This window comes from Pseudomonas sp. GW822-FHT07A10, from assembly GCF_058798795.1.
Genome location: NZ_JBXAKV010000018.1, coordinates 1 through 14977 on the forward strand (window position 1 = coordinate 1; position 14977 = coordinate 14977).

Annotated in this window: 16 protein-coding genes; 15 read left to right on the forward strand and 1 reads right to left on the reverse strand. The window is 59.6% G+C overall.

All coding sequences use genetic code 11. From position 1 onward, the window contains the following. The first annotated feature begins 190 nt into the window (after nucleotides 1–190). The 8 genes from fliL to flhB are packed head-to-tail and all read left to right on the forward strand — an operon-like array spanning nucleotide 191 to nucleotide 5588. Entirely contained in the window at nucleotides 191–691 is a 501-nt protein-coding gene (fliL, locus tag AC1RL4_RS24860; RefSeq protein WP_019579579.1) for a flagellar basal body-associated protein FliL, read from the forward strand. 9 nt (nucleotides 692–700) lie between these two features. Continuing rightward, a complete protein-coding gene (gene fliM, locus AC1RL4_RS24865) occupies nucleotides 701–1669 on the forward strand; it encodes a flagellar motor switch protein FliM (protein WP_007938639.1) in 969 nt (322 codons plus the stop codon). A 57-nt stretch (nucleotides 1670–1726) separates the two neighbouring features. Then, complete coding sequence (fliN, locus tag AC1RL4_RS24870) at nucleotides 1727–2185, forward strand: flagellar motor switch protein FliN (protein ID WP_096479716.1); 459 nt, start codon at nucleotides 1727–1729, stop codon at nucleotides 2183–2185. Next, nucleotides 2186–2635: a flagellar biosynthetic protein FliO gene (fliO, locus tag AC1RL4_RS24875; protein ID WP_019579581.1), complete on the forward strand. Its 450-nt coding sequence runs from the start codon at nucleotides 2186–2188 to the stop codon at nucleotides 2633–2635. Continuing rightward, nucleotides 2635–3393, forward strand: a complete 759-nt coding sequence (gene fliP, locus AC1RL4_RS24880) for a flagellar type III secretion system pore protein FliP (protein ID WP_007938646.1) — start codon at nucleotides 2635–2637, stop codon at nucleotides 3391–3393. The genes fliO and fliP overlap by 1 nt, the downstream gene beginning before the upstream one ends. Continuing rightward, nucleotides 3390–3659: a flagellar biosynthesis protein FliQ gene (gene fliQ / locus AC1RL4_RS24885; protein ID WP_007938648.1), complete on the forward strand. Its 270-nt coding sequence runs from the start codon at nucleotides 3390–3392 to the stop codon at nucleotides 3657–3659. Before fliP ends, fliQ begins: the two co-directional genes overlap by 4 nt. A gap of 3 nt (nucleotides 3660–3662) precedes the next feature. After that, nucleotides 3663–4445: a flagellar biosynthetic protein FliR gene (gene fliR, locus AC1RL4_RS24890; protein ID WP_019579582.1), complete on the forward strand. Its 783-nt coding sequence runs from the start codon at nucleotides 3663–3665 to the stop codon at nucleotides 4443–4445. A 3-nt stretch (nucleotides 4446–4448) separates the two neighbouring features. Then, nucleotides 4449–5588 carry a flagellar biosynthesis protein FlhB gene (flhB, locus tag AC1RL4_RS24895; protein ID WP_019579583.1) on the forward strand — a complete coding sequence of 380 codons (1140 nt, stop codon included), beginning with the start codon at nucleotides 4449–4451 and terminating at the stop codon, nucleotides 5586–5588. A gap of 47 nt (nucleotides 5589–5635) precedes the next feature. On the opposite strand, the gene AC1RL4_RS24900 is transcribed toward flhB, so the two are convergent. Further along, nucleotides 5636–5932 carry a hypothetical protein gene (locus AC1RL4_RS24900; RefSeq protein ID WP_157755460.1) on the reverse strand — a complete coding sequence of 99 codons (297 nt, stop codon included), beginning with the start codon at nucleotides 5930–5932 and terminating at the stop codon, nucleotides 5636–5638. Between the two features lie 234 nt (nucleotides 5933–6166). Here AC1RL4_RS24900 and flhA point away from each other — a divergent pair, with 234 nt between their 5' ends. From flhA to AC1RL4_RS24935, 7 genes are all read left to right on the forward strand, one after another. Further along, nucleotides 6167–8296, forward strand: coding sequence for a flagellar biosynthesis protein FlhA (gene flhA / locus AC1RL4_RS24905; RefSeq protein ID WP_007938653.1), 2130 nt, complete (start codon nucleotides 6167–6169; stop codon nucleotides 8294–8296). Nucleotides 8297–8307: 11 nt separating this feature from the next. Then, entirely contained in the window at nucleotides 8308–9633 is a 1326-nt protein-coding gene (flhF, locus tag AC1RL4_RS24910) for a flagellar biosynthesis GTPase FlhF (protein WP_019579585.1), read from the forward strand. A 116-nt stretch (nucleotides 9634–9749) separates the two neighbouring features. Further along, the gene (gene fleN, locus AC1RL4_RS24915) at nucleotides 9750–10580 is read left to right on the forward strand and encodes a flagellar synthesis regulator FleN (protein WP_003222917.1); all 831 of its coding nucleotides are present in this window, start codon (nucleotides 9750–9752) and stop codon (nucleotides 10578–10580) included. Next, a complete protein-coding gene (gene fliA / locus AC1RL4_RS24920) occupies nucleotides 10577–11317 on the forward strand; it encodes an RNA polymerase sigma factor FliA (RefSeq protein ID WP_007894214.1) in 741 nt (246 codons plus the stop codon). The genes fleN and fliA overlap by 4 nt, the downstream gene beginning before the upstream one ends. Nucleotides 11318–11484: 167 nt before the next feature. Beyond that, complete coding sequence (locus tag AC1RL4_RS24925) at nucleotides 11485–11856, forward strand: chemotaxis response regulator CheY (protein WP_003183998.1); 372 nt, start codon at nucleotides 11485–11487, stop codon at nucleotides 11854–11856. Nucleotides 11857–11877: 21 nt separating this feature from the next. Continuing rightward, entirely contained in the window at nucleotides 11878–12666 is a 789-nt protein-coding gene (locus AC1RL4_RS24930) for a protein phosphatase CheZ (protein ID WP_028939996.1), read from the forward strand. Nucleotides 12667–12703: 37 nt separating this feature from the next. Further along, nucleotides 12704–14977, forward strand: a complete 2274-nt coding sequence (locus tag AC1RL4_RS24935) for a chemotaxis protein CheW (RefSeq protein ID WP_028939997.1) — start codon at nucleotides 12704–12706, stop codon at nucleotides 14975–14977.

Genomic DNA, 14977 nt, shown 5'->3' on the forward strand with positions numbered 1-14977 from the left:
TGCCCGCGAAGAACGATAACCCGGTTTATCAGTTAAACCGCATTATCGTTCTTCGCGGGCAAGCCTCGCTCCTACCTTTCTTGTGATCTCTTTAAGTCTGCGCCTCAAATCCCCCAGACACTTCTGGCATAACACTTGCTCTTGCCTTGCCGTGCGACTGTGAAAACCCGATTAGTGACGGATTATTGGCATGGCGAAGAGCGAAGCAGTAGTAAAAGACCCCGCAACCAAAGGCAAAATCAAGCTGATCATTGTGATCGTCGTGGCCCTGCTACTGGCGATCGGCTTGTCCGTGGGAGCGACCTGGTTCTTCATGCACAGCGCCCAGAGCAAGCCTGCCGCCGCGGCTGAAACCGCTGTGGTCGGCAAGCAGCCGGCGATCTTCGAGCCAATGGCTCCAGCCTTCGTGGCCAACTACACCCAGAACGGCCGTCAGCGCTACATGCAGGTGAGCATCACCATGCTGGGGCGTAATCAGGCTGATCTGGAGGCGCTCAAAGTCCACATGCCGGTGATCCGCAATAACCTGGTCATGCTGTTTTCCGGTCAGGATTTCGCCACGCTGGCGACCCCGGTCGGCCAGGAGATGTTGCGTCAGAAAGCCACGGCCAGCGTCCAGGAAGTGGCGCAGAAAGAGCTGGGCAAAGTGGTGATCGAACAGTTGCTTTTCACTAATTTCGTACTGCAGTAGGAACACGACATGGCCGTGCAGGACCTGCTGTCCCAGGATGAGATCGATGCGCTGTTGCATGGCGTCGACGATGGTCTGGTACAGACCGATAACGCTGCCGAACCCGGCAGTGTCAAAAGCTACGACCTGACCAGCCAGGATCGCATCGTCCGTGGACGCATGCCGACGCTGGAAATGATCAACGAGCGTTTCGCCCGCTACACCCGCATCAGCATGTTCAACATGCTGCGCCGCTCGGCGGACGTTGCCGTCGGTGGCGTGCAGGTGATGAAGTTCGGTGAATACGTGCACTCGCTGTACGTGCCGACCAGCCTCAACCTGGTCAAGATCAAACCGCTGCGCGGCACCGCACTGTTCATCCTCGACGCCAAACTGGTGTTCAAGCTGGTGGACAACTTCTTCGGCGGCGACGGCCGTCACGCGAAGATCGAAGGGCGTGAATTCACCCCCACCGAACTGCGTGTGGTGCGCATGGTGCTGGAGCAGGCTTTCGTCGATTTGAAGGAAGCCTGGCAGGCGATCATGGAAGTGAACTTCGAGTACATCAACTCGGAAGTGAACCCGGCCATGGCCAACATCGTCGGCCCGAGCGAAGCCATTGTGGTGTCGACGTTCCACATCGAACTCGATGGCGGTGGCGGCGACCTGCACGTGACCATGCCGTACTCGATGATCGAGCCGGTGCGCGAGATGCTCGATGCCGGCTTCCAGTCGGACCTCGACGATCAGGACGAACGCTGGATCAACGCCTTGCGCCAGGACGTGCTGGACGTCGACGTACCGATCGGTGCCACCGTTGCCCGCCGCCAGCTGCGCCTTCGCGACATCCTGCACATGCAGCCCGGCGACGTGATCCCGGTCGAGATGCCGGAAGAAATGATCATGCGCGCCAACGGCGTGCCGGCCTTCAAGGTCAAGATGGGCTCGCACAAGGGCAACCTCGCGTTGCAAGTGATCGAGCCGATCGAGCGCCGCTGACCGGCGCTCGTACCTCCCTACGCATTTAACTGAATTGTTGCCCGCCGAGGACAAATGATGAACGACGATATGAACGCCCAGGACGACCAGGCACTGGCCGACGAATGGGCTGCGGCCCTGGAAGAAACCGGTGACGCAGGGCAGGCCGATATTGATGCGCTGCTGGCGGCCGATGCCGGTACGTCGGGCTCCAGCCGTCTGCCGATGGAAGAGTTCGGCAGCGTGCCGAAGAACCACGATCCAGTGACGCTGGATGGTCCGAACCTGGATGTGATCCTCGATATCCCGGTGTCGATTTCCATGGAAGTCGGCAGCACCGACATCAACATCCGCAACCTGCTGCAACTCAACCAGGGTTCGGTGATCGAGCTCGATCGCCTGGCCGGCGAGCCGCTGGACGTGCTGGTCAACGGCACGCTCATCGCCCACGGCGAAGTGGTCGTGGTCAACGAAAAGTTCGGCATCCGCCTGACCGACGTGATCAGCCCAAGCGAACGCATCAAGAAGCTGCGCTGAGTGAACAAGGTTCTTGCGGTTCTATTGGCCTTGCCATCCAGCGTGCTGGCGGCCGAGTCGGTGACGACTGCTGCGACAGCGGCGGCCGCGCCAGCCGTCAGCAGCGGTGTGGCCGGGCAGTTGACGCAATTGGTGTTCGGCTTGCTGCTGGTGCTGGGGTTGATCTTCTTCCTCGCCTGGCTGCTGCGCCGGGTTCAGCAGGCCGGGCCGGCCGGCAAGGGGCAAGTGATCGAGTTGATCGGTTCCCGAGCCCTCGGCCCCCGTGACCGTTTGATGCTGGTACAGGTCGGCAACGAACAGATTCTGCTGGGCCTGAGCCCCGGCACCATCACCGCGTTGCATGTGCTCAAGGAGCCGGTACAAGTGCCGAGCGCAACCGAGAAAGCGACTCCGGAGTTTGCCCAGCGTCTGTTGGAGATGCTTGGCAAGGATCAGAAGGATAAGAAGTAATGGGTGCGTTACGCATCGTCTTGACGCTGGCCCTGATGCTGGCTGCGCCACTGGCGTTCGCCGCCGATCCGTTGTCGATCCCGGCGATCACCCTGGGCACCAATGCCAATGGCGCTCAGGAATACTCGGTCAGCCTGCAAATCCTGCTGATCATGACGGCGCTGAGTTTCATCCCGGCGTTCGTCATGCTGATGACCAGTTTCACCCGGATCATCATCGTTTTCTCGATCCTGCGTCAGGCCCTGGGGTTGCAGCAGACACCGTCGAACCAGATCCTTACCGGCATGGCGCTGTTCCTCACCATGTTTATCATGGCGCCGGTGTTCGATCGGGTGAATCAGGATGCCTTGCAGCCGTATCTGGCGGAGAAACTCACCGCTCAGGATGCAGTCGCCAAGGCTCAGGTGCCGATCAAGGACTTCATGCTGGCCCAGACTCGCAGCAGCGATCTGGAGCTGTTCATGCGCCTGTCCAAGCGCACTGATATTGCTACGCCGGATCAGGCGCCGCTGACGATTCTGGTGCCGGCGTTCGTGACCTCGGAACTGAAAACCGCGTTCCAGATTGGCTTCATGATCTTCATTCCGTTCCTGATCATCGACCTGGTGGTGGCCAGTGTGCTGATGGCGATGGGTATGATGATGCTCTCGCCACTGATCATTTCCCTGCCGTTCAAAATCATGCTGTTCGTGCTGGTGGATGGCTGGGCGTTGATCATCGGCACGTTGGCCAGCAGCTTCGGCGGTGTTTCACCATGACGCCCGAAGTTGCCGTAGACATCTTTCGCGAAGCGCTGTGGCTGACCACCATGATGGTCGCTGTGCTGGTGATCCCGAGCTTGTTGGTGGGGCTGTTGGTGGCGATGTTCCAGGCGGCCACCCAGATCAACGAACAGACCCTGAGCTTCCTGCCGCGTCTGTTGGTGATGCTGGTGACGCTGATCGTTGCCGGCCCGTGGCTGGTGCAGACTTTCATGGAATACATCCTGCAGCTGTACCACAGCATTCCTCAGGTCATCGGTTAAGCCATGTCGCTGCTGCAACTGACCGATACCCAGATCAGCACCTGGGTGGCGACGTTCATGTTGCCGCTGTTTCGCATCGGCTCGTTGCTGATGGTCATGCCGATTTTCGGCACGACGCTGGTGCCCAAGCGTGTGCGTTTGTACTTCGCGCTGGCGATCACTGTGGTTATCGCGCCGGGTCTGCCGCCCATGCCCGCGGTCAACGCGCTGGACCTGAGCGCGCTGCTGCTGATCGCCGAGCAAATCATCATCGGCGCGGTGTTGGGTTTTTCCTTGCAACTGTTCTTCCAGGCGTTCGTGGTGGCGGGGCAAATTGTCGCGATCCAGATGGGCATGGGCTTCGCTTCGATGGTCGACCCTACGAACGGCGTGTCGGTGGCGGTGATCGGACAGTTTTTCACCATGCTGGTGACGCTGTTGTTCCTGTCGATGAATGGCCATCTGGTGGTGTTCGAAGTCCTCACCGAAAGCTTCACCACGCTGCCAGTCGGTGGCGGGTTGATGGTCAGTCATTTCTGGGAGCTGGCCGGCAAGCTCGGCTGGGTGCTTGGTGCGGCGCTGTTGCTGGTGTTGCCGGCGATCACCGCGCTGCTGGTGGTCAACATCGCGTTTGGTGTGATGACCCGGGCGGCGCCGCAGTTGAACATCTTCTCGATTGGCTTCCCGCTGACTCTGGTGCTCGGCTTGTTTATCGTTTGGGTCGGCCTGGCGGACATCCTCAATCAGTATCAACCACTGGCCGCCGAAGCCTTGCAGTTGTTACGCGAACTGGCACAGGCGCGCTGAGTCATGGCTGAGAGCGAAAGCGGTCAGGACAAAACAGAAGACCCCACGGAGAAACGCAAAAAGGACTCCCGTGAGAAGGGCGAGATTGCGCGTTCCAAGGAGCTTAACACCCTGGCGGTGATGCTGGCCGGCGCCGGCGCCTTGCTGATTTTTGGTGGCGCATTGGCCCAGGATTTAATGGAGTTGATGCGGATGAACTTCACGCTGTCGCGGGAAGTGATTCTGGACCAGCGCTCCATGGGCACTTTTTTGCTGCATTCGGGAAAAATCGCCTTGATCGCGATTCAGCCGGTGATGATCACATTGCTGCTGGCCGCGCTGATTGGTCCGATTTCCCTGGGGGGTTGGCTGTTCGCAGCCGGCTCCATGGCGCCCAAGTTCAGTCGCATGAACCCCGGCGCAGGCCTGAAACGAATGTTCTCGGCCAAGGCGCTGGTGGAGTTGCTTAAGGCCTTGGCGAAGTTCTTCATCGTGTTGTTCGTGGCGCTGGCGGTGTTGTCGTCAGACATCGACGATCTGCTGCGCATCGCCCATGAACCCTTGGACATGGCGATCATCCACAGTCTGCAAGTGGTGGGCTGGAGCACGTTGTGGATGGCGTGCGGGCTGATCATCATCGCGTTGGTCGACGTGCCGGTGCAGCTCTGGGAAAGCCACAAAAAGCTGTTGATGACCAAGCAGGAAATCCGTGACGAACACAAGGATCAGGAAGGGCGACCGGAGGTCAAGCAACGCATTCGTCAGTTGCAGCGCGAGATGTCGCAGCGGCGAATGATGGCCGCGATCCCCAACGCCGACGTGGTCATCACCAACCCGACCCACTACGCCGTAGCGCTCAAGTACGATCCGGAGAAGGGTGGGGCGCCGATGCTGATCGCCAAGGGTAGCGACTTCCTGGCCTTGAAAATCCGTGAAATTGCCGTGGCCAACCAAGTGCAGTTACTCGAATCGCCCGCGCTGGCGCGTTCGATCTATTACTCAACGGAACTGGATCAGGAGATTCCTGGCGGGCTGTATCTGGCAGTGGCTCAGGTATTGGCTTATGTCTATCAGATTCGCCAATACCGCGCCGGCAAGGGCAAACGGCCGGATCCGCTGAAGGACGATTTGCCGATTCCGCCGGATCTGCGTCGCGATTCCTGATCGGGTCTACGGTTCTGAAATCAAAGGGTAGCAGCCTTCGGCAGCGGCTACGGACGCTGATGGCGCTTATTGGCTTTTTCATTGCCGGGCTCTTTCGCGATACTGTTCTCCTGTTTCTTCCTGTCGTCCTGTTGCTTGGGCGCAACCAGATCGAAGCCTTTGGCATCATTGAATGACTTGACCGCTTTCTTGGGCATGATCGCTGCTCCGGCGTTTGGTATTACCAACGCTGATGACCACCATCCAATACCCATAAAGCCGTTTTGGCTACTATCAAAACTTACGGTTGTGCAGATCTCTGGACGAATGGCATGGCAGTGAACTTGAGCGATGTCATGCCCCAACTCTGATCCACCTTGTTCGTAGCAGCTGCCGAGCTTGCGAGGCTGCGTTCGAGGACGCAGTCCTCGCAAAGGATTTGCGACTGCTGCGCAGCCTCGCGCAGCTCGGCAGCTGCTACCCGGCTCAACAAATCTATCTATTTCCCTCCTTGGCAAAAGTTGGAAGGCTTCTTGCAGTAGCCGCCCTGCGCCTGCTTCAGGCGTCAAAAGTTTGCTTTAAAGGAACGGGGAAAACCGGTGGATCGCTCTCAGTTAATCAACAGTGCTCGCACAAACGTTGCCGATTTAAGTCGGGGCAATCTGGGCGTGCCGCTGTTGCTGCTGGTCATGCTGGCCATGATGATGTTGCCGGTGCCGCCGTTCCTGCTGGACGTGTTTTTCACCTTCAACATTGCCCTGTCCATCGTCGTGTTGCTGGTCTGTGTGTACGCCTTGCGACCACTGGATTTTGCGGTGTTCCCGACCATTCTGCTGGTGGCGACGTTGTTGCGACTGGCGCTGAACGTGGCCTCCACGCGGGTGGTGATGCTCCACGGTCAGGACGGCCATGCTGCCGCCGGTAAGGTGATTCAGGCCTTCGGTGAGGTGGTGATCGGCGGTAACTACGTGGTCGGTATCGTGGTCTTCGCGATTTTGATGATCATCAACTTCGTCGTGGTAACCAAGGGCGCCGGGCGTATTTCCGAGGTGAGCGCGCGATTCACCCTTGACGCCATGCCCGGTAAACAGATGGCGATCGACGCCGACTTGAACGCTGGCCTGATCGATCAAAACCAGGCGAAACTGCGCCGGATGGAAGTCGCCCAGGAGGCCGAGTTCTACGGTTCCATGGACGGTGCCAGCAAATTCGTGCGCGGTGACGCCATCGCCGGCCTGCTGATCCTGTTCATCAACCTGATCGGCGGCATGGCGGTGGGTATTTTCCAGCACGGCATGAGCTTTGGTGATGCCGGCAAGGTTTATGCGCTGTTGACCATCGGTGACGGTTTGGTGGCGCAATTGCCATCACTGCTGCTGTCGACCGCCGCCGCGATCATGGTGACCCGTGCTTCCGGCTCGGAGGACATGGGCAAGCAAATCAATCGTCAGATGTTCGCCTCGCCGAAAGCCTTGGCGGTGGCCGCAGGCTTGATGGCGGTGATGGGCCTGGTGCCCGGCATGCCGCACGTCTCCTTTCTGTCCATGGCAGCCCTGGCGGCTGGTGGCGCTTACCTGTTCTGGAAGAAGCAGAACGCGGTCAAGGTTCAGGCCCTGCAAGAGGTCAAGCGTCAGCAGGAGTTGCTGCCGTCGCCGGCCCGGGCTCAGGAAACCAAGGAACTTGGCTGGGATGACGTGACGCCGATCGACATGATTGGCCTGGAAGTGGGCTACCGCCTGATTCCGCTGGTGGATCGCAACCAGGGTGGGCAGTTGCTGGCGCGGATCAAGGGGGTGCGTAAAAAACTCTCCCAGGACCTGGGCTTCCTGATGCCGACTGTGCATATCCGTGACAACCTCGACCTGGCGCCTAGCGCCTATCGCCTGACCCTGATGGGCGTGATCCTGGCTGAAGCGGAGATTTACCCGGAGCGCGAACTGGCGATCAACCCGGGTCAGGTCTACGGCACGCTCAATGGCATCACCGCCAAAGATCCGGCTTTTGGCCTGGAAGCGGTGTGGATCGAAATCAGCCAGCGTGCCCAGGCGCAATCCCTCGGTTACACCGTGGTCGATGCCAGTACGGTGGTGGCGACCCACTTGAACCAGATTCTGTACAAGCACTCCAGCGAGCTGATCGGCCACGAAGAAGTCCAGCAACTCATGCAATTGCTGGCCAAAAGCTCACCGAAGCTGGCCGAAGAGCTGGTGCCGGGGGTGGTTTCGCTGTCGCAGCTGCTCAAAGTCTTGCAGGCGTTACTGGCCGAACAGGTGCCGGTGCGGGACATCCGCAGCATCGCCGAAGCTATCGCGAACAACGCCGCCAAGAGTCAAGATACCGCCGCTTTGGTGGCCGCGGTGCGCGTCGGCGTATCCCGTGCAATCGTGCAAAGCATTGTAGGCACTGAGTCGGAGCTGCCTGTGATCACCTTGGAACCAAGGTTGGAACAAATATTGCTCAATAGTCTTCAGAAGGCAGGACAAGGCTCGGAAGAGGGCGTTCTGCTGGAGCCAAGCATGGCGGAAAAACTGCAACGTTCGTTGATCGATGCGGCGCAGCGTCAGGAAATGCAAGGTCAGCCGGTGATTCTGCTGGTGGCCGGTCCGGTTCGCGCGATGCTCTCGCGATTCGGTCGGCTGGCAGTGCCGGGTTTGCACGTGTTGGCTTACCAGGAAATTCCTGACAACAAGCAAGTGACCATCGTTGCGACAGTAGGGCCCAACGGCTGAGGTAGTGGTTTATGCAAGTTAAGCGTTTTTTCGCCGCCGATATGCGTCAGGCCATGAAACTGGTTCGTGATGAGCTGGGCGCTGATGCCGCCATCATTGGCAATCGCCGGATCGCCGGCGGTGTCGAGCTGACGGCTGCCCTGGATTACAAATTGTCGGCGCTGGCCCCGCGTGTTCCGAACATGGAACTCGAGGATGAGCTGCGCAAGACCCAGTCGCGGATCGTCACCGCCCAGGCCGAACTGAGCCTGCGCGGCGATGGCGAGAGCGACAAGACCACCAATCGCCAATTGTTCGCCGGCCTGCCGTTGACCGCCGCCGAACCGCTGATCGAACCGACGCTGGCCGAGCCTCGGCGTCCGGCTCCCGCGCCTGCTGCGGCGACCGGTGTCGATCCGCGCGCATTCGATTCGATGCGTTTCGAGCTCAACAGCCTGCGTGAACTGATGGAAGTGCAGCTTGGCTCGCTGGCCTGGAATCAGCTGCAAGGCAGCCGTCCGGCCCAGGCCAATCTCTGGCGTCGTCTGCAGCGTATCGGCTTGTCCGGCCCGTTGTCGCGCGATCTGCTGGCGCTGATTACCGACATTGAAGAGCCGCGTCAGGCCTGGCGCATGTTGCTCGCGCACCTGGCGCGGATGATCGCTACCCCGGAAATCGAGCCGCTGGAAGAGGGTGGGGTGATTGCCATGGTCGGCCCCGCCGGCATGGGCAAGACCACCACACTGGCCAAGCTCGCGGCCCGTTACGTGCTCAAGTACGGCGCGCAGAACATCGCGCTGGTGAGCATGGACAGCTATCGCATAGGTGCCCAGGAACAGCTCAAGACGCTGGGCCGGATCCTCAATGTGTCGGTGACCCACGTCGACCCGGGTCAATCCCTGGTGCAGGCGCTGGAGCCCTTGCTGCGCAAACGCGTGGTGCTGATCGATACCGCCGGCCTTCAGGCCAGCGACCCGGCACTGCGGATGCAGCTCGAAAGCCTGGCCGGGCGCGGCATCAAATCAAAAAATTATCTGGTCTTGGCAACCACCAGCCAGAAACAGGTTCTAACCGCCGCTTATCACAGTTACAAACGCTGCGGCCTCGCCGGCTGCATCCTGACTAAACTGGATGAAACGGCAAGTCTGGGCGAGGTGTTGAGCCTGGCGATCAGTCATGAGTTGCCGGTGGCTTACCTGACCGATGGTCCGCGGATTCCGGATGATTTGCATCTGCCACGTCGTCATCAGTTGGTCAGCCGCGCCGTTAGCGTACAAATGCAGGAAGAACCCAGCGAAGAAGCCATGGCTGACATGTTCGCTGATATTTACCACAGCCCGACCAAGCAGGTTGGCTGAGGTGTTAATGAACATTTTTTGTACCTACATCGATGGTCTGCCATGCATTGTTCCGATGGTGAACGCGCAGCCAGTAATGTGGCCTCCGTCTAAGTAAGACAAGGTAAAGAAATAACATGGGCAGCATGCATCCCGTACAGGTGATCGCGGTGACCGGCGGCAAAGGTGGCGTCGGGAAGACTAACGTGTCAGTGAACTTGTCCCTGGCTCTAGCTGAGCTCGGCCGGCGCGTCATGCTGCTGGATGCCGATCTGGGGCTGGCGAACGTCGACGTTCTGTTGGGACTGACACCCAAACGCACGCTGGCCGACGTGATCGAAGGCCGCTGTGAGCTGCGCGACGTGCTGTTGCAAGGGCCTGGCGGTATCCGCATCGTCCCGGCCGCCTCCGGCACCCAGAGCATGGTTCATCTGAGCCCGGCCCAGCATGCCGGCCTGATCCAGGCATTCAGCGACATCGGCGACAACCTCGACGTATTGGTGATCGACACCGCTGCGGGCATTGGTGACTCGGTAGTCAGCTTCGTGCGCGCCGCGCAGGAAGTCTTGCTGGTGGTGTGCGACGAGCCGACCTCGATCACTGACGCCTACGCGCTGATCAAACTGCTTAACCGCGACTACGGCATGAACCGCTTCCGCGTCCTGGCCAACATGGCGCAGAGCCCGCAGGAAGGCCGCAACCTGTTCGCCAAGTTGACCAAGGTCACGGATCGCTTCCTCGACGTCGCCTTACAATACGTCGGCGCGGTGCCTTACGACGAAAGCGTGCGCAAGGCCGTGCAGAAGCAACGCGCGGTGTATGAAGCCTTTCCGCGTTCCAAGTGCGCCCTGGCGTTCAAGGCCATTGCGCAGAAAGTCGATACCTGGCCACTGCCGGCCAACCCGCGTGGGCACCTGGAATTTTTCGTCGAGCGCCTCGTGCAACAAACGGCAGGACCCGTGCTATGACAGCCAGCGGTTACAACCTCTACAAGAAGTCGGCACGTGACGCGCAGTACGAGCTGATCGAGCGTTACGCGCCACTGGTCAAACGCATTGCCTACCACTTGCTGGCGCGTCTGCCGGCCAGTGTCCAGGTCGAAGACCTGATCCAGGCCGGGATGATCGGCCTGCTTGAAGTATCAACCAAATACGACGCCAGCAAAGGCGCGAGTTTCGAGACGTACGCGGGTATTCGAATCCGCGGCGCGATGCTCGATGAAGTGCGCAAGGGGGACTGGGCGCCACGTTCGGTCCACCGCAATACCCGCATGGTCAGCGACGCGATTCGCTCGATTGAAGCTAAAACCGGCCGTGACGCTAAAGATCACGAAGTTGCGGCCGAACTCCAATTGAGTCTCGACGATTATTACGGGATTTTGAACGACACCCTGGGCAGCCGGTTATTCAGTTTCGACGATCTGTTGCAGGACGGCGAACACGAAGGGCTGCATGAGGATGGCGCGAGTGCTCATCTCGAGCCGTCACGCGATCTGGAAGATGAACGCTTCCAGGCGGCGCTGGCGGACGCGATTGCCAATTTGCCGGAGCGTGAGCGACTGGTGTTGGCGCTGTACTACGACGAAGAGTTGAATCTCAAGGAAATCGGTGAGGTCCTGGGGGTCAGTGAATCTCGGGTCAGCCAGTTACACAGCCAGTGCGCGGCCCGTTTGCGGGGGCGTTTGGGGGAGTGGCGAGCGCGCTGAAGGCAGTGTGGGGACACTGCGAATGGAGCTGGTGTGGTGTTGAACCGTACCGGTCTCGATCTGTTGTGCTCCAGACAGTCATTGAGTGCTTTGCCGGATTGATTGAAATGGCGCGTCCAGGTGCTGGGCGCGTTTAAGACTGCTTGGAGGTCGAATTGGACAAGAACATGAAAATCCTCATCGTTGATGACTTCTCAACGATGCGGCGGATCATAAAAAACCTGTTGCGTGACCTTGGGTTCACCAACACGGTCGAGGCTGACGATGGCACCACTGCCATTCCGGTTCTCAACAGCGGAAGCATCGACTTTCTGGTAACGGACTGGAACATGCCTGGCATGACCGGTATCGATCTGCTGCGTCACGTGCGCGCCGATGAAAAGCTCAAGCATCTGCCAGTGCTGATGGTGACTGCCGAAGCCAAGCGCGAGCAAATCATCGAAGCGGCCCAGGCCGGTGTTAACGGCTATGTGGTCAAACCCTTCACAGCCCAGGCGTTGAAAGAAAAAATCGAGAAGATTTTCGAACGCATCGGCTGATGTACTGCGCACGGGGGAGCTATGGAGCATAACGAATCTTCACAGGGCGATTTCGAGTCGACCCTGAAAAAACACGCGGTCGAACTGGTCGAAAGCCTTGAAAAAGGCAGGTTCGGCGACGCTGTGCAACTGATCCATGAGCTCAACCAGACCCGTGACCGCGGCCTGTATCAGGAAGTGGGCAAGCTCACCCGCGAGCTGCATAGCGCGATCGTCAATTTCCAGATTGACCCGCACATGCCGCAAGCCGAGGAAGTGTCTCAGATCACGGATGCCACCGAGCGCCTGTCCTATGTGGTCAAGCTGACCGAGGCCGCGGCCAACCGCACCATGGACCTGGTGGAAAACGCCACGCCGCTGATCAACAGCCTGAGCGATGAAGCCCAGGCGCTGAGCACGGATTGGGGACGGTTCATGCGTCGCGAAGTCGGGGCTGAAGAGTTCCGCGAGCTGGCCCGGCGGGTCGACGGTTTCCTGACACGCAGCAGTGAGGACAACCGCACGGTGTCGAGCAACCTGAACGACATTCTGCTGGCCCAGGATTACCAGGACCTCACCGGTCAGGTGATCAAGCGTGTGACCCAATTGGTCACCGAAGTTGAAAGCAACCTGCTCAAGCTCGTACTCATGGCCAGTCAGGTAGACCGCTTTGCGGGTATCGAACATGACCGTGAAGCGATGCTGGCTGAAAAAGATCCACAAAAACATCTCTCTCAGGGTGAAGGTCCGCAGATTCATGCCGATAAAAGAGAAGACGTTGTGTCCGGTCAGGACGATGTGGACGATTTGCTATCCAGTCTTGGATTTTAGTTTTTTGGGTTTTTAGACCTGTAGGAGCACCCCCTTAATGAGCTTCGGCGCCGATGAAGAGATCCTTCAGGATTTCCTGGTTGAGGCCGGCGAGATTCTAGAGCAACTGTCCGAGCAGCTGGTCGAGCTGGAAAGCCGACCTGATGATGCGGACTTGCTCAATGCAATTTTTCGCGGTTTTCACACTGTAAAAGGGGGCGCCGGCTTCCTCCAGCTCAACGAGCTGGTGGAGTGCTGTCACATCGCCGAGAACGTGTTCGACATCCTGCGCAAGGGTGAGCGTCGCGTCGACTCGGAACTGATGGACGTGGTTCTCGAAGCGCTGGACGCGGTGAACAGCATGTTCAGCGAAGTCCGCGAACGCAGCCCGATCACGGCTGCCACGCCTGAATTACTCGCGGCGCTGGCCCGCCTGGCCGAGCCGCAAACGGCTGATGAAGCCACACCGGCGCCCGTCGCTGAAGTGGTTGAAGCACCGGTCGCTGAAAGCGAATCGGGCGACATTACCGATAACGAATTCGAACAACTGCTGGACTCGCTGAACGCCGTCAAGGCCCAGGCCGAGGCGCCCGTAGCGGCTGCGCAGCCTGCTTCGCAGCCTGCCGCCGATGCAGCCGCCAGTGACGAAATCACCGATGCCGAGTTCGAGTCGTTGCTCGATCAACTGCACGGCAAAGGCCAGTTCGCCGCCGATGCAGTGGCCGCAGCGCCTGCTGCACCGGCTGCTCCGAAAGCCGCCGGCGACAGCTCCGACATCACCGACGACGAGTTCGAAGCACTGCTCGACCAGTTGCATGGCAAAGGCAACTTTGCGGTCGATGCGCTGGAATCGGCAATCGCTTCGGCGCCAGCCCCGGCTGCGCCAACCGCCGCTGCGGCCGGTAGCGATCTGATCTCCGATCATGAATTCGAATCGCTGCTCGACGAATTGCATGGCAAGGGCAAGTTCACTGAAGTGGGCACTGCTTCTGCTGTTGCTTCGGTAGCGACTCCGGTTGCCAAGGCGCCAGCACCTGTGGCCAAAGCACCCGAGCCAAAAGCCCCCGAGCCCAAAGCAGAAGCACCGAAGCCTGCTGCCGCCGCAGCGCCGGCTCCTGCTCGTGCCCCGGCCGCGCCGCCCGCGGAAAAGCCAACCAGCGAAGCCGAGACCACCGTGCGGGTCGACACCGCGCGTCTCGACGAAATCATGAACATGGTCGGCGAGCTGGTACTGGTGCGTAACCGCTTGGTCCGTCTGGGCCTCAACAGCGGCGACGAAGCCATGTCCAAGGCCGTGTCGAACCTCGACGTGGTCACGGCCGACCTGCAAACCGCGGTCATGAAGACCCGGATGCAACCGATCAAGAAAGTCTTCGGGCGCTTCCCGCGTCTGGTTCGCGACCTGGCTCGCCAGCTCAAGAAAGAGATCAACCTGGAACTGGTCGGCGAAGAAACCGACCTCGACAAGAACCTCGTCGAGGCCCTGGCCGACCCGTTGGTCCACTTGGTGCGCAACTCGGTCGACCACGGTATCGAAGAGCCGGCTGATCGCGAAGCGATGGGCAAGCCTCGCAGCGGCAAAGTGATCCTGTCCGCAGAACAGGAAGGCGACCACATCCTGCTGTCCATCTCCGATGACGGCAAGGGCATGGACGCTGACGTTTTGCGCGGCATCGCCGTGAAAAAAGGGTTGATGGACAAGGATGCGGCGGACCGTCTCAGCGAGTCCGATTGCTTCAACCTGATCTTCGCGCCGGGCTTCTCGACCAAGACCGAGATCTCCGACGTGTCCGGTCGTGGCGTGGGCATGGACGTGGTGAAAACCAAGATCGCCCAGCTCAACGGCACCATCAATATCTACTCGACCAAGGGCAAAGGCTCGAAGATCGTCATCAAGGTCCCGTTGACCCTGGCGATCATGCCGACGCTGATGGTCATGCTCGGCAACCAGGCGTTCGCGTTCCCGCTGGTGAACGTCAACGAGATCTTCCACCTCGACCTGTCGCGCACCAACGTGGTGGACGGCCAGGAAGTGGTGATCGTGCGGGACAAGGCGCTGCCCTTGTTCTACCTCAAGCGCTGGCTGGTCAGCTCCGCCGCTCACGAAGAGCAGCGCGAGGGCCATGTGGTGATCCTTTCGGTGGGCACTCAACGGATCGGCTTCGTCGTCGATCAGTTGGTGGGCCAGGAAGAAGTGGTCATCAAGCCATTGGGCAAAATGCTCCAGGGAACCCCGGGCATGTCCGGCGCCACCATCACCGGTGACGGCCGCATTGCTCTGATTCTCGATGTCCCGAGCATGCTCAAGCGTTACGCCGCACGGCGTATTTGA

What these genes read in the sequence shown, in the direction of transcription:
- fliL (WP_019579579.1), top strand. Translation starts at nt 191, where the DNA reads ATGGCGAAGAGCGAAGCAGTAGTAAAAGACCCCGCAACCAAAGGCAAA.
- fliM (WP_007938639.1), top strand. Translation starts at nt 701, where the DNA reads ATGGCCGTGCAGGACCTGCTGTCCCAGGATGAGATCGATGCGCTGTTG.
- fliN (WP_096479716.1), top strand. Translation starts at nt 1,727, where the DNA reads ATGAACGACGATATGAACGCCCAGGACGACCAGGCACTGGCCGACGAA.
- fliP (WP_007938646.1), top strand. Translation starts at nt 2,635, where the DNA reads ATGGGTGCGTTACGCATCGTCTTGACGCTGGCCCTGATGCTGGCTGCG.
- fliQ (WP_007938648.1), top strand. Translation starts at nt 3,390, where the DNA reads ATGACGCCCGAAGTTGCCGTAGACATCTTTCGCGAAGCGCTGTGGCTG.
- fliR (WP_019579582.1), top strand. Translation starts at nt 3,663, where the DNA reads ATGTCGCTGCTGCAACTGACCGATACCCAGATCAGCACCTGGGTGGCG.
- flhB (WP_019579583.1), top strand. Translation starts at nt 4,449, where the DNA reads ATGGCTGAGAGCGAAAGCGGTCAGGACAAAACAGAAGACCCCACGGAG.
- flhF (WP_019579585.1), top strand. Translation starts at nt 8,308, where the DNA reads ATGCAAGTTAAGCGTTTTTTCGCCGCCGATATGCGTCAGGCCATGAAA.
- fleN (WP_003222917.1), top strand. Translation starts at nt 9,750, where the DNA reads ATGGGCAGCATGCATCCCGTACAGGTGATCGCGGTGACCGGCGGCAAA.
- fliA (WP_007894214.1), top strand. Translation starts at nt 10,577, where the DNA reads ATGACAGCCAGCGGTTACAACCTCTACAAGAAGTCGGCACGTGACGCG.
- AC1RL4_RS24925 (WP_003183998.1), top strand. Translation starts at nt 11,485, where the DNA reads ATGAAAATCCTCATCGTTGATGACTTCTCAACGATGCGGCGGATCATA.
- AC1RL4_RS24930 (WP_028939996.1), top strand. Translation starts at nt 11,878, where the DNA reads ATGGAGCATAACGAATCTTCACAGGGCGATTTCGAGTCGACCCTGAAA.
- AC1RL4_RS24935 (WP_028939997.1), top strand. Translation starts at nt 12,704, where the DNA reads ATGAGCTTCGGCGCCGATGAAGAGATCCTTCAGGATTTCCTGGTTGAG.